This is a genomic window from Nostocoides sp. F2B08, assembly GCF_009184895.1.
Lineage (GTDB): Bacteria > Actinomycetota > Actinomycetes > Actinomycetales > Dermatophilaceae > F2B08.
Window position 1 is genome coordinate 510,156 of the sequence record NZ_WESE01000003.1, and the last position, 13,653, is coordinate 523,808.

12 protein-coding genes and 1 pseudogene are annotated in these 13,653 nt (G+C 63.8%); 8 read left to right on the plus strand and 5 right to left on the minus strand.

Features of this window, described 5'->3' with window-relative positions; translation table 11 throughout:
* Positions 1 to 11: 11 nt before the first annotated feature.
* A complete protein-coding gene (locus GA707_RS09830) occupies positions 12 to 1,826 on the minus strand; it encodes a polysaccharide biosynthesis tyrosine autokinase (RefSeq protein WP_152178222.1) in 1,815 nt (604 codons plus the stop codon).
* A gap of 15 nt (positions 1,827 to 1,841) precedes the next feature.
* Here GA707_RS09830 and GA707_RS09835 point away from each other — a divergent pair, with 15 nt between their 5' ends.
* The 6 genes from GA707_RS09835 to GA707_RS21785 all read left to right on the plus strand — a co-directional run bounded on the left by GA707_RS09835 (position 1,842) and on the right by GA707_RS21785 (position 8,972).
* Complete coding sequence (locus GA707_RS09835; protein ID WP_370460035.1) at positions 1,842 to 3,029, plus strand: glycosyltransferase; 1,188 nt, start codon at positions 1,842 to 1,844, stop codon at positions 3,027 to 3,029.
* 5 nt (positions 3,030 to 3,034) lie between these two features.
* A complete protein-coding gene (locus GA707_RS21775) occupies positions 3,035 to 4,141 on the plus strand; it encodes a glycosyltransferase (protein WP_226963696.1) in 1,107 nt (368 codons plus the stop codon).
* Between the two features lie 47 nt (positions 4,142 to 4,188).
* Entirely contained in the window at positions 4,189 to 5,916 is a 1,728-nt protein-coding gene (locus GA707_RS09845) for a glycosyltransferase family 4 protein (protein ID WP_193315258.1), read from the plus strand.
* Positions 5,917 to 6,140: 224 nt separating this feature from the next.
* The gene (locus tag GA707_RS09850) at positions 6,141 to 6,962 is read left to right on the plus strand and encodes a GNAT family N-acetyltransferase (protein WP_193315259.1); all 822 of its coding nucleotides are present in this window, start codon (positions 6,141 to 6,143) and stop codon (positions 6,960 to 6,962) included.
* A gap of 202 nt (positions 6,963 to 7,164) precedes the next feature.
* On the plus strand, positions 7,165 to 7,914 hold the full coding sequence (locus GA707_RS21780) for a polysaccharide deacetylase family protein (protein WP_226963697.1): 750 nt from the start codon (positions 7,165 to 7,167) through the stop codon (positions 7,912 to 7,914).
* 77 nt (positions 7,915 to 7,991) lie between these two features.
* A complete protein-coding gene (locus tag GA707_RS21785) occupies positions 7,992 to 8,972 on the plus strand; it encodes a glycosyltransferase (protein ID WP_152178228.1) in 981 nt (326 codons plus the stop codon).
* A 302-nt stretch (positions 8,973 to 9,274) separates the two neighbouring features.
* Here GA707_RS21785 and GA707_RS09865 read toward each other — a convergent pair.
* The 3 genes and pseudogenes from GA707_RS09865 to istA form a co-directional block, all read right to left on the minus strand.
* Positions 9,275 to 9,732 (minus strand): annotated as a pseudogene (locus GA707_RS09865) (transposase); the annotation flags it as partial.
* Positions 9,733 to 9,845: 113 nt separating this feature from the next.
* A complete protein-coding gene (gene istB, locus GA707_RS09870) occupies positions 9,846 to 10,679 on the minus strand; it encodes an IS21-like element helper ATPase IstB (protein WP_152178229.1) in 834 nt (277 codons plus the stop codon).
* A complete protein-coding gene (gene istA, locus GA707_RS09875) occupies positions 10,676 to 12,223 on the minus strand; it encodes an IS21 family transposase (RefSeq protein WP_152178230.1) in 1,548 nt (515 codons plus the stop codon). Before istA ends, istB begins: the two co-directional genes overlap by 4 nt.
* A gap of 134 nt (positions 12,224 to 12,357) precedes the next feature.
* Between istA and GA707_RS09880 the strand changes: the two genes are divergently transcribed.
* Positions 12,358 to 12,708, plus strand: a complete 351-nt coding sequence (locus GA707_RS09880) for a helix-turn-helix domain-containing protein (protein ID WP_226963680.1) — start codon at positions 12,358 to 12,360, stop codon at positions 12,706 to 12,708.
* Positions 12,699 to 13,538, plus strand: coding sequence for a helix-turn-helix domain-containing protein (locus tag GA707_RS09885; protein WP_152178231.1), 840 nt, complete (start codon positions 12,699 to 12,701; stop codon positions 13,536 to 13,538). The genes GA707_RS09880 and GA707_RS09885 overlap by 10 nt, the downstream gene beginning before the upstream one ends.
* On the opposite strand, the gene GA707_RS21790 is transcribed toward GA707_RS09885, so the two are convergent.
* Positions 13,491 to 13,598 carry a hypothetical protein gene (locus GA707_RS21790; protein ID WP_370460036.1) on the minus strand — a complete coding sequence of 36 codons (108 nt, stop codon included), beginning with the start codon at positions 13,596 to 13,598 and terminating at the stop codon, positions 13,491 to 13,493. The two genes, GA707_RS09885 and GA707_RS21790, sit on opposite strands and share 48 nt — an antisense overlap.
* Positions 13,599 to 13,653: the final 55 nt, after the last annotated feature.

A 13,653-nucleotide genomic window follows, 5' to 3' on the forward strand; every position in this document is an offset into this window, starting at 1 on the left:
GGCACGCCCGCCTAGCCCGATGAAGCGCGCCGCTGGCGGCGAGTTTGGCCAAGGACGGGAGGGTCGCCCGAATCGTCTGTTGTCGCCAGATCTCGCCTGACGTCGTATCCCTCGTATGGATCGAACGCATCCTCGGCTGAACCTGAACTTAGATCCGCCGACGACAACCCCCCATCCGCAGCTCGTTCCTTCGCCTCTCGGCGTGTGCGCGGTCGGGGCTGGTCGCCGGCAGCTCGTGCACCTCTCCTACCGCGGCGGCCGCTCGCCTTGGCGGCGGGGTCTTCGGACGCACTGCCGTAGCCGTAACCGTAGCCGTCCGATCGCCGGCTCGGCGTGCCCACAAGGATTGCCCCCGTAACTGGGACATGGAATCGGCCCAACAGTTCACTGACGCGCAGTCCGGCGGCTTCGGTGAGCCGACCGCTCCGCACCACGAAGAGGACCGTGTCGACGATTGGCAAGATGTCGAAGCCATCGCTGGCAGCCAGGATGGGAGCCGTGTCGACGATCACGATGTCAGCCAGAGGTCGCGCTTCGTCGATGAGCGTTCCCATCCGCGTTGCGAGACTCGCGGGGTGTGCTAACTGGGTGCCGGCCGTGATGATCTTGACGCCCGGGACGCTGGTTGGTCGGGCGAGCGCCTCGAGGCGGGTCGAGGCAGGGTCGTAGAGGAAGTCGGAGATCCCGGCGCCCTGGGGGACGTCGAACATCGGGTGGAGGTTCGGCGAGCGCAGGTCGGCATCCAGCACTAGGACGGACTTGCCGGTCTCGGCAAAACTGGCCGCGAGGTTGGCCACACTCGTGGACTTGCCCTCACCGGCCTGGGCCGACGTGACCATGACGACCTTCGCGTGTCCTTGGCGGGCCCTGCGCCTTTCGGCCAGTGCGGACTCCGACCGGCCGACCTCGAGGGAGGCCGTGTGCATGACGGCGGCACGGGCGGTGCGATAGCCATCGGCATAGACCCCATGGGGCTCATCCGCAACGAGTATTTGCCTTTGTTCTCGTTGGGAGCGGCTGAGCTTCGGGATCTCGGCGATGACCGGCATGCGCAGTGCTTGATAGACCTCGTCACGAGTCCTGAGGCGGGAGTCGACCTGGTGGAGGACAAGCGCAAGTCCGAAGCCGATGAGGAGACCGAGGAGTGCCGCCATGGTGGTCCGGAAGGTCCGGCTCGGTGGGATGCTAAAGCCACCGCTGGCGATGATCGGGATGGGGGTGGCCTCCGCCAGGATCGACAGCTCAGCCTCGCCTGTGCCATCACGTGGTGTAGCAAAGTACGCCACAGACTGTTCCGCGAACGCGTTGGCAACCGCTGCCACGTATTCGGCATCCGCCCCGCTCATCTCCACCGTCAGCGATTGCGCGGACGGGTTCGGAGTCACAGTGAGTTGGTTGGCGAGAAGGGCGGGCTCCCTCGTGTATCCCACCTGCTGCGCTGCTAGGGCTGGGACCTCACCCGTGGTCATGTAGAGCACGACGCGGTCCAGCGAAACCGCTCCGGCAGGCTCGTCGACGGAGCGTGCCGGCGTCTCGACGATCAGCGTGGCGGTAGCCGTGTAGCTCGTGACTCTCTCAACGGGTGGCGGCTCCGCGGGAGTGATGAGGAACATAACGACCGCGGCGGCCAGCGAAGTCGCCACGATCACCGGCCACTTCCGGCGAATGACCTTCCAGTACTCGCGTGCGTTCATGGTCGTGTCCGCTCCGCGGGCATCCCCCATGAGCTCATGTTCGAACCTCTCGTGTGCAGCATCGACAGAGCGCCCGCCGACCCTTGAGTCTATCCCGACTCGATGGACTGGCTTGTCCCTCACGAAACCCATGAGAAAATCGACCACGTGACGGGGAGGACCGACGAACGCGCGCGCTGGCGCATCGCGCACCTGACGACGGCTGACATCAGTCTTGCGCTGCTCCTCGCCACCGAGCTGGAGGAGCGCGTCCAGGAGGGACACGAGGTCTTCGGCATCAGCGCCCCCGGGCCCTACGTCGAGCGTGTGAAGGCGCTCGGCGTCGAACACGTGCCGATTCGATCGCTCACTCGCTCCTGGGGGCTGCGCCAGGACCTGCGAGCGTTCGTGGACCTATGGCGGACCCTGCGGAGTCTCGACCTCGACGTGCTCCATACTCACAACCCAAAGACTGGGGTAATGGGCCGGATCACTGGACGGCTCGCTGGTGTACCAGTTGTTGTCAACACTTGCCACGGCTTGTGGGCCACTCCAGAGGACTCGCTCGCCAAGCGGGCATTCGTCTACGGCCTAGAGGGCCTGGCGGCTCGCTTCTCCGACTACGAGCTCTTCCAGAACGCTCAGGACGAGCGGACTTTACGCCGGTTCCTCAAGCGAGGTCGACATCAGGTCGTCGGCAACGGCATCGACCTGGACCGCTTCCGCTTCGACCGAGCCGGAAGAGCCCGCCTGCGAGCAGAGTGGGGCATTGGCGACGAGGAGATCCTTGTGGGCACAGTTGGGCGCCGGGTTCGCGAGAAGGGGTTGGCTGAATATGCGGCGGCAGCCCAGGCGTTGGACCACCGCGCCCGCTTCATTTGGGTCGGCCCAGAGGACGCCACAGAAGGCGAGGCCATGGCCGATATCGACACGTCGTCTGTGCAGTTCATGCCTGAACAGACAGACATGCCAGCGGTCTACTCCGCCTTCGACGTCTTTGTGCTTGCGTCTTACCGCGAGGGCTTCTCGCGAGCCTCCATGGAGGCGGCAGCATGCGGTCTACCAATGGTCCTGTCGGACATCCGAGGTTGTCGCGAGATAGGTGTACACGCGGAACACCTCCTCCTTGTGGAACCCCGTAGTGCCATCGCTCTCAAGTCGGCCCTCCTAGGGCTCATTGGAGGATCCGAGATGCGGCTCAGGTTGGGGCGGGCTGCGGCGGAGCGTGCGCACCAGCTCTTCGACCAGCGAACCATCGCTGATGTCTCCAGGCGGACTTATGAAGCGGTTCGGACAGGGTCACGACTGAGTCGGCGCCCGCTGGTTGCACACGTCAGTGGAAAGGCCGGACCGTGATCCGCGTGCTTATCCACGGCCTGAGCCCGAACCTAGGCGGCATCGAGCGCTACCTGCTCAATCTTGTTCAGTCTCTTCAGGGCGCAGACTTCCACTTCGACATCACGCACTCGGATGTTGGGGCTCCTCCCGCGTTGAGTGGTGAGTTAGCAGCGCTTGGTTGCTCCTTCTACCCCGTCACACCTCGCGCGCGTAACACGCGCCGCAACCGGCGAGAACTCCAAGGGCTGATGGCCCAAGGATTCGACGTGCTTCACTTCAACGCCACGAGCGCGTCCTATCTCGCACCGGTCCGTGCCGCTCTGCGCAGCTCGGTCCCCGTCCTCGTTCACAGCCATAGCGCTGGCAGTCCACCGTCGACGCGTTCGCGCGCTATGCACTTCATCGGACGCGCGTCACCTGCGCTAGCCAAGACTCGGAGAATTGCTGTGTCCGAGCCGGCTGGACGATGGATGTTCGGACCTCAGCGTTCGTGGGACGTGATAGAGAACGGTTTCGACCCTGAACCCTTCCAGTTCCGGCCAGAAACACGTGATCGCCTTCGACTCGAGCTCGGTCTCTCAAGCCGTTCGGCCATCGGGCACGTGGGGGCCTTCTTACCAGCAAAGAATCACAAATTCTTGGTCAGCACGTTTGCGGAGATTGTCCGACAGCACCCAGAAGCCACGCTGGTGCTAGTGGGCGCCGGGCCGGGCGAAGAGCAGTTGAGAAGCCATATTGCGGCCCTAGGCATGGAAGAACGAGTGCTGCTACTTGGCGGGCGAACCGATGTCTCTGACCTGCTGTCAGCCATGGATTTGTTCGTCTTTCCGTCGATTTACGAAGGTAGTCCGCTTGCTGTGGCAGAGGCCCGTGCCGCCGGCCTACCAGCCGTGGTGTCCGAGGCTGTGCCTGAATCGATGTCCGGTGGGAGCACCAACCGCATGCCGCTCGCGGCTGGACCAGAGAGGTGGGCCGCTACCGCAGTCCGGTTGCTCACCAGCAGCGACCGCACGCCTTTGCCCAGCGGACTTCCGACGTTGGCGGAACACGCCCTCACGATGGCAGAGGTCTATCGGGGACTCTCCGTCGTGTCTGACGCTAGTTCGGGCAGCCGGAGAGGACTCACCTGATGAGGAGCTCACAACCGCACGACCCCGCCACCCGAAGACTTCACGTTATGCACGTGATCGATGGGCTAGGGTACGGCGGCGGCGCGGAAGAGTCGCTCGTCGCCACACTCCCTCTACTACGCGAGAGGGGGATTGACGGCAGCGTGGTCTGCGTCTTTGAACGGCCCGGATGGCAGGGAGAACTCCGCAACCAGGGCTTCTCTGTCACGGTCCTCCCGCAGTTGAGCCGTCGTGCGAAGGTCCACGCTCTGCGCCGGTTGATTCAGCGCCGAACGCCCGATGTGGTGCACGCGACGTTGATCGAGGCGACTCTGCTCACGCGGATGGCATCGCTCGGCCTTCCGGTCAAGCGCGTTGACAGCCTCGTCAACATCACCTATGACCCCGCTAGGCAACAGGCGCACGGCCTGAGTGCACGGCGGATGACCCAGTTGAGGACCGTCGACGCCGTCACCTCGCGCCTCGTCCGCCACTTCCACGTCTTAACGGACGCGGTGGGCCGAGAAGCTCGCGATGTACTCCACATCCCGCCTAGCAGAATCACCCAAATCCCGCGAGGACGCGACACTATTGCGCTAGGTGAACCCTCCGTATCGCGCCGAGCTCGGGTGCGTTCGAGCCTCGGCCTGGCCGAGACGGATCTGGTTGTCTTGAATGTGGGTCGTCACGACCCCCAGAAAGCCAAACTAGATCTCGTCGCAGCCTTTGAGCAGGTGGCAGATGGTCTTGACAACGCTGTGCTGCTCATCGCCGGACGAGATGGCAGCGATACTGCAAGGTTAGCGGGCACCGTGGTGTCATCTCGCCATACCGACCGCATCCGTATCCTTGGGCACCGCGACGATGTGCCGGACCTCCTCACGGCGGCAGATGTATTCGCCTTTCCGTCACTCTACGAAGGGTTCGGCGGTGCCCTCATCGAGGCCATGGCAATGGGGTGCCCCATCATTGGGTCGGACGCCGCGGCGGTGAGTGAGGTGCTCGGGCACGGAGACTTTGGCATGATCGTGAGCCGAGGCGACGTCGACGGGCTTGCCAGAGCAATGCACGATCTACTCTTGGACCCAGCACGCCGGGAGGCAATGTCGCGTCGCGGTCGTCAACATTTCAAGGAGGACTACGACCTGGCTTCGGTTGCAGACGCAACCGCGGAATTTTACCGCGAGATGATGAGCGCATCCGCCCCAAGTCCGAACAGACGACACACAAGACGCTTGTTTGGTCGTGCGGCACCACTGCTTCGCAGTGTGGAGGTTTTCGGGAGTCGAGCTCGGCAGGTTGGTACCGGACCTGACCATACTGCCCACAACATGGAAGAACGCAACATTATCTCGATAAGCGACGCAGCTGCCTTCAAGGAGTTTCACAAGAACAACCGACGGGTAGCCCACACATCAGCCGAAACTCGATTGAGTACTGGAAGCACCTACTGGGTGTTGATGTCGGGCGATCGTCCAGCAGTAAGTGGTTGGGTCTCTGAGCCTAGGCTCACCTTCCCGGTGGGGGAACTACGGACGACGTTGGAGTTGCCACCGGGCTCGCGGGTGATGTTCGACTTTATGACGGATCCATCTTTACGCGGCCACGGTCATTACACCGCCCTACTGCGCTTTCTCAAGAATCACTACGCTGCCGACGACACGTTCATCTTTGCTCTTACAACCAATGAGCCTAGCCTGAGAGGGATTCGACGTGCCGGCTTTACCTCCCTCGCCACTTTCAGCGGCGTCCGAGCCGCCAGACAAGGGCTAATCAAAGTTGGCCTGCCGAAGTGAAACTCAAAGATGTGGGTATAGCATCGGCGCCAGCAATCGAGCGCGAATGGCGGGCGCTCCAAGCAGGCCGTGACATGACTGCTTACCAACGTTGGGAGTGGGCTGAAGTAGTCCGAAAGCATGTGCATAGCGACCGCCTAGCTCGCGCAGGAACATCGTATCGCTATCTACTGGTTAAGGATGGGACGGAGCCGCTTCTCATTGCCCCCCTTCGCATTCAGCGGATGCCCCTGTCATCCAACTTTCCCCGAGCCGCATACTTCCTTGGACACACCACGTCATCCGACTATCTTGACTTCCTCTATCGCGAGTTCCGAGCCGAAGCAGTCGAACTCGTGCTCGCCCATCTCCGCAGTCGATATCACGTGAAGACATGCGTCTTTGATCGGATGCTCGCGGACTCTCCATCTGCCGGATATCTCGCCACTCGACCAGGTGCCCAAGTGACTCATGAGGACGCGGTCGCGATAGACATTCCCGATTCGCGGGCTGCCTTCGACAGACTCCTGACGAAGCGATTCCGCCAGAATGTCCGCACTGCCATCAACCGCGCAGAGAAAGATGGCGTGGAGTTGTCGATTGCGATCAATACGCAGCTCTCGGAGGATGATATCCGCACGGTTCGGCACATGCGACGGCAGAGGGCACTCTCCAGGCAGTCACAAAGGACTCCTTCGGACTCAGTCAGGTCAATTGTCCGCCGTTGGGCGGTGTGGGGACACCACGACAGCGTTATCTCTCTGCTCTCGCTCCAAGACAACTGGAACGTGACCGTGCGTCGCTCCGATGGCCAGCTAATTGCCATCGCAGCAGGGTTACGCGACCGTCGGCACGATCGCGAGGTCGTTCGGGTCAACCTTGTGTCCTACGACGAGAGCTACAGTCGATACTCCCCCGGGATCGTGGCTCTTCACGCATTCATCGTGGAAGCGATCGAAGATGGGGATGGCCCCCAGGTGCTTGACTTGACTCGAGGTCAAGAACGATACAAGGCGGATCTCGGCGGCCGGCCGCACTCTTACGCGTCTGTCTCGGTTCAACTATGAAGGACTTCTGATGTCAGAATCCATCCCTGCCAGTTCCGTACTCGCCGGCGCGACACGCCGCCTCCGCAAAGGGCTTCAGCATCCCTTGGTGACTCACGCAGCCAGGCTGGGTACCCCCACACGCCTCCGGATACTTGCATATCACGGGATAGAGGAGTTAGCCAATTTTGAATCGGCGGTCGTCCGGATTCTTGATGATTATATGCCCGTGAACGGGGACGATATCGTCGCCGCCTTAACCGACCGGCGGCCACTCCCAAAGTGGAGCGTATGGTTTACTTTCGACGATGGACTCAAATCCACGCTTGATGCGGGCGAGACTCTGGCCAAGCATGGGATCCAAGCGACAGCCTTCATCAACCCATCAACCTATGAGCGTCCGTCTTTCCTTTGGTTCCAGATTCTCGATATGGCAGAGTCCCAAGGAGTTATTGCACCTACGGAGCGCGCGAAGTTCAGTCGGAAGAGGCTGAAGGAGTGCCCAGACGCTGAGAGGAGAGCCGCTATCCACGAACTCGATGGCAGGTTAGACCCTGCGAGTAAGACTCTTACCGCGTCAGGCTCACTTTCAGACCTGAGAGACTGGGTGCAGCTCGGTCACGAGGTGGGGAATCACACGTGGGATCACCCATGTCTCGACAATTGCGATGGTGAGGAGCAGCGCAGGCAGGTGGAGCGGGCTCATGAATGGCTGGTTTCAAATCACTTCGATCCACGATTCTTTGCCTACCCCAACGGGAATTGGTCCTCGGATTCAGAGGGTGCCGCAAGGCGACTGGGCTACTCAGCGTCGGTACTTTTTGACCATCACTTGGAACGGCTCCACGGCAATCCCCATATGCTGTCGCGGTTACGTATCTCGGATAGTGCCTCTCGCTCTCGATCCGCCAGCATTCTCAGCGGAGCGCACTCCGGCCTATACCATGCGGCAAGAAGGCTTCATAGTCTATGAAACGTCAAGGAAATGCACGAAATAGCGTAGCTTCTTGACAGCTGCACACGCCATGGAGTTGGGAGAAAGGAGACAAGATGCGGTGCGCGGTGGCAATGGCGACGTGCAACGGTGAGAAGTTTCTTGAGGAGCAACTGAATTCTCTGCTGCATCAATCGAGACTACCGGACCGGCTCGTAGTCCACGACGACGCATCCGACGACCGCACTCTCGACATGCTGAATGATTTCGCGGCGGTTGCCCCCTTTCCTGTCTCAATATACGCCCGCCAAACACGTATAGGCGCCAACAGGAACTTCACTGATGCATTGGCCCAGTGCACCGAGGATGTCATATTCATTTGTGACCAAGATGATGTATGGCTACCATCAAAGATTGAGCACATCATGCGTTTTTTCGAGGGTCGGCCCGGCTCCCATGCCGTCGCAACGGACGCTTACATATGCGATTCCACCTTGAGACATAACGGGCTCAGGGTTTCACAAACCTCCGGATTGCGGAACGGATCCTGCAACGCGTATTCAAGGGGATTCGTGGAGCTCGCTTTACCGGTGCCTACCAGCTCGACGAGCTATGACGGATGGCTCTACTCGCTGTCGGGATGGATGGGTTTGCGATATGAGAGTGAGGAGGTGCATCAACTATGGCGTCGACACAGCGGTGCGCTCTCTGGTTGGCGTGAGGCACGGACTACGAAAGGCGGTAGATCTTCTGGAGCTATGTTGAGGTTGAGCCAGCTCAGGAGAACCGTTCGCGCGGAGAAACGTGGCCGCATACTTGCGCGCGAGGCACGAAATCTCAAGTTGATGTCAGCTCGCCTCGATGCATGGATCGACGATCCCCTACGCGACCAGACTCTCGACGATGCTGTGCTGGCATTTGTCGATTCCATCTGGTCACGCCAGAAGGTCGTCAGTTTTCGTGAGGAGCTACTTGTGATGCCGTTGCCTCGCCGTGCCCTACAGGTTTCAAAGGCTCTGGCAACACGGCGCTTCGGTGAGTATTACTCTTGGCGAGCAGCAACCGTGGACCTACTGACTCAAAATGAGCGCACCTAGCTTGCTCTTTATGGATGAGAGTGGGTGTACGGGCTCTCCGACCTGACTTGGCTCACGTTTGTGGCTTGGAGGGGATCGCGGTTCGCTCACCTGGGGTGATGCTGGCAGTCGGTCGGGATTTTGTGCACTAGCCGACTCGTATTCTTGGGCGATGGTCCCCGCATATCCGCACGGTGAAGACGTCTTCGGGGGCGCGTGCGGTGCAGATCGTGTACTCGAATCGGGGCGGGAAACGCACGATGGAGCACATCGGTGCGGCCCGTGTCGACGCCGAGCTCGAGTTGCTCCTGACTTGGGCCAAGTTAGTGCGCACGTCTCGGGGTGCTGATGGCGTTGATCGCGTGGCGTAGGTCGTCGGGGAGGGGGTCGGCGGCGATGATGAGCTGGTCGCCGGCGGCGATAACGACTTCGCGGTAGCGGCGGGTGGTCCTGACGAACTTCTTGATCGACACCCGGTCGCCTCTTCTATGTGCCGGGTGACGGCGAGGGCGGCGAACACGACGGTCAGGTGCGCCTCGATGGACTCGCGCTTGTGGTGGAAGATCGGTCGGGCTTGCAGGTCGTGCTTGGACATCCGAAACGACCGCTCGATCTGAAAGAGCCGGTGGTAGGCGGCCATCACGAACTCGGCGTCAGCGCGCTCCGGGGACAGGTTCGTCACGTACCCCTTCCACCCGGCCAGCGCCCGCGCCTTGGCCTCCAGGTCCCGGTTGACCGAGCGGGTCCCGCCCTGCAGGCGGACGAACCGGTTCCGCTTGAGAATGACAAGTTGTTTTGGCCCCACTGTGATGGGCTGTTTTGGCCCCACCCTCGGTGTTGACTTTGGGGGTTGGCGCGGGTGGTCGGGCCGGTTGACCGTGGCGCCGGTGGGGGTCAGTTCTTGAGGCCTCCTTTCTTGGCTGCGCGGGTTGAGCGGAGCCGGTAGGAGCTGGTGCCCGTGCTGATGATGTGGGCGTTGAAGGTGAGCCGATCGACGACGGCGGCGGCCAGGCGGGGGTCGGTGAACGTGGTACCCCATTCGCTGAAGGGGGCGTTGGAGGCGCAGGCGATGGAGGCTCGTTCTTCGCGGGCGGTGATGACTTGGAAGAGCAGTTCGGCGCCGTGGGCGTCGAGGCTGACGTAGCCGACCTCGTCCAGGATGAGCAGGTCGAGGGCGGCGTAGCGGGCCAGGACCCGGGTGAGGCGTTTGTCGTCGGCGGCTTCGGCGAGCTCGTTGGCCAGGGCTGCGGTGGTGATGTAGCGGACCCGGCGGCCTTGTTCGGCGGCGATGGTGCCCAAGGCGATGAGCAGGTGGGTCTTGCCGGTGCCGGAGTCGCCGAGCAGGACCAGCGGTTCGCCGGCGTCGATCCACGCGCCGGTGGCCAGGTGCGCCAGGGTGGCCTCGGGCAGGTCGGGCAGCAGGTGGGCGTCGAAGTCCTCGAGGCGTTTGGGTCGTGGGAAGCGGGCCTCTTTGACCCGCCGGATCCGGCGCCGCTGTTCGCGGTCGTCGCACTCGGCGGTCAGGACCTCGGCGAGGTAGGCGGCGTGGGTGAGGCGTTCACGGGCGGCGGCCTGGGCGATGCGGGCGTACTCCTCGCGGATGGTCGGCAGGCCCAGGGCCTTGGTGGCGGCGGTGACCGCGGCTGCGGCGGCCGGCTCGGACAGCTTGCTCACTGCCGGGCGAGCCGGCGATGGCGTCGTGGTGGTCGTGGGACTTGCAGGTGTCATGCCATGGCTCCTTCCAGGAGCTGGTCATACCCGGCCAGGCACGGCACTGGGCGGGCAGCGGATGCGTCGGTGACGTTGGCGGGCAACGGAATCGGCGCGGCCGTTCGGGTCCCAGCGGTGTGCGCGCGGGCGGTGACGGCCAGGATGTCGGGGTTGTACCGCCCGGCGGCCACGGCCGCGTCCATGGCGGCGATGACGGCGGCGGCGGGCAGGGTGCGGTGCAGCAGCAGCGCCTCGATCAGGGCACGGGTACCGCCGGCGTCGCCGAGCGCGCGGCGGGCGGCGTCCCAGTAGCCCTGGTGCGCGGGGGTGAACGTGCCCCGGGCCCTGGCCAAGGCCAGGGCGGTGGAGCCGGCCATCGCCCCGGGCTTGCGGGTCAGTACCTCCAGGTAGTGATCCAGGACCAGGTCCTCGGTGCCCTTGTGCAACGAGCGGACATGGTCCGCGATCGGGGTGCCGGCGTCGAAGACGCGGACGGCGTCGGCGTGAAGGCGCACCACTACGCGGCGCCCGGCGTAGGCGGCCGGCACCGAGTAGTACGACTGACGCACACAGATCCGCGACTTCATATCGACCCGGCACGACAGCGGCGTGGAGGCGTCGAAGTCGCTCTCCGGCAAGGGGTTCAGCAGCGGCTGCTCCCGGTCGAACGCGGCACCCACCCGCTCGGCCCGCCCAGCGATCCGACGCTGGTCGTCGCGGACGTCGGCGGCGGCCATCGCCTCGTTCAAGGCGGCCATTGAGCCCACGTGCGGTACCGGGGTCAGCTGCGCGCGACGGAACCGGCCGATCTCGCCCTCGACGCCGCCCTTCTCGTGCGCACCCTCTTTCCCGGGGCGGCAGTAGAACGACTCGAACCCGTAATGTGACCGCAGCGCAACGAATTTCGGGTTCTCGAACCGTTCCCGACCCAGCAGCACCTTCAGCACCGCCGGCTTGAGGTTGTCGTAGCGGATCATCCCGGTCGGGACCCCGCCCAAGGCCGCGAATGCCTTGACGTGCCCGTCCAGGAACGACTCCTGAGCCTGGTTGGCGTAGGCGATGTGGACCGCCTTGCCCGAGTGCGACAGGCGCATCACGAACATCCACAACCGCAGCATCACCCCGCCGACCGAGACGTGGAACTGACCGAAGTCGACCTCGGCCTCCGCCGCGGCCGGATGCGTTTGCGGGACCATCACCTCCCGCCGGGCCAACCCGACCTCGGTCTTGATCCGGGCCACGTGCGGGCGCACCGTGGACTCCGACAGCGACGCACCATGCTCCTCGACCAGGCGATGCCACACCCGTCGAGCGGTGTGCCGCTGCTTCTTCGGCGCGTCCAGGTCCGCGACCAGCCAGGCCCGCACGATCTCCTCGTACGGTCCGAAGGCCTGCGCCTCACGCACCACCGGCTTACGCGGCGGCGGGACCGCGTCCGCGATCGCCGCACGCACCGTGCGCCGATGCACTCCATGATCCCGGGCGATCTTCCTGATCGGGACACCCTCACGAGCGTCCCGTCGGATACGTTCAAACAGCTCCACTCTCGATCTCTCCTTCACCCTCCAGGCCTCCAGCTCGTCTTTGGTCGGACAAGCCGGAACCTAGAGGAAGTGGTTTGCGTCTGACTTCGTGAGACATCTGGGCGGGAAAATACCCATCCAGGGTTCGGCGTGGCGAGTCGATCAGGAGGTCGATGACCGTGTCGGATCAGGGCATGTCGAAGAAGACGACACCGCGGAAGAAGCGGCGCGTGTTGGCGCCGTCTCAGAAGTACGAGATGTGGGTGGCGCTGCTCTCGGGGCAGGCGACCCAGCGGGAGGTCGCGCTCAAGTACGGGGTGGACCGTTCCACGGTGGTCTCGGTGTGCAAGGCCGCCAAGACCGGGGCGTTGACCGCGCTGGCAGCGCGGCCGGGCCGTCCCGGTATGACCCCGGAGCAGGTGGAGCTGGCCGAGGCCCGCGCCGAGGTCGAGCGGTTGAAGGCGACGGTGACCGAGCAGGCGGTGGCGCTGCACCTGCATCAGGGAAAAGCACGTTGGGACTGAGCGCCGGCCCGGTCCCCACCCGGGTGGACGCCACCGTCAAGGCCGGCCTGCTGGACCTGATCGCCCACGCCGAGACCGAGGGCTGGTCGACCAGGCGCGCGTGCGCGCTGCTCGGCGTGGACCAGGACCGGGTCGCCCGGTGGCGGGGCAGGTACGCCGAGCACGGCCCGGGCGGGCTGACCGACGCCGCCCCTGGCGGTGGGGCGGTGCACGGCATCCTCGAGCACGAGCGGGCCGCGATCATCGAGCTGTACCGGGGCTGGGGTGAGGTCGACCGCTCGCACCGCAAGCTCGCCCACCGCGGCTCACGGCTGAACCTGGTGCACGTCGCGCCGTCGACGATTCAGCGGGTCCTGGCCGCCGACGGCATTGTCCTGCCGGGCAATCCACGTCGTGACCCGGCGCCGAAACCGACCTGGCCGGCGTGGCTGGAGTGGGCTCCGAACCGGATCTGGTGCTACGACTTCACCCACTTCCCCCGCGCGAAACGGTGCGCCGTCGCGGTCATCGACGTCGTCTCCCGGTACTGGCTGGCGACCCTGGTCTCGGCCGAGGAGTCCTCCACCCAGGTCGAGGCCTGCTTCCTGGACGCCCTGCACACCCAAGGCCTGATGCGGGCCATCGAAGACCGCGACGTCGAACAGAGCACCGTCCTGGTCGCGGCGCTGCGCAGCGGCGAACCCGACGCCATCGACAAGGCCGTCGAGGTGAGCGAGCAGGTGCCGCTGCTGTTGACCGTCTCGGACAACGTGTGGTTCCCCCCGAATCGTGGAGGGCTTCCTTTAAGCGGCTCTCGGGGTGAGAGCCGCGGTCTCGTAGGCGATGGGTGACATCATCGCAGCGGAGCTGTGCCGGCGGGTGGTGTTGTAGAAGTTGAAGCACCAGTCCATGACCGCGGTCGCGGCGGCGGTCGTGGTCTCGAACTCGTTGCGGGAGAGGACTTCC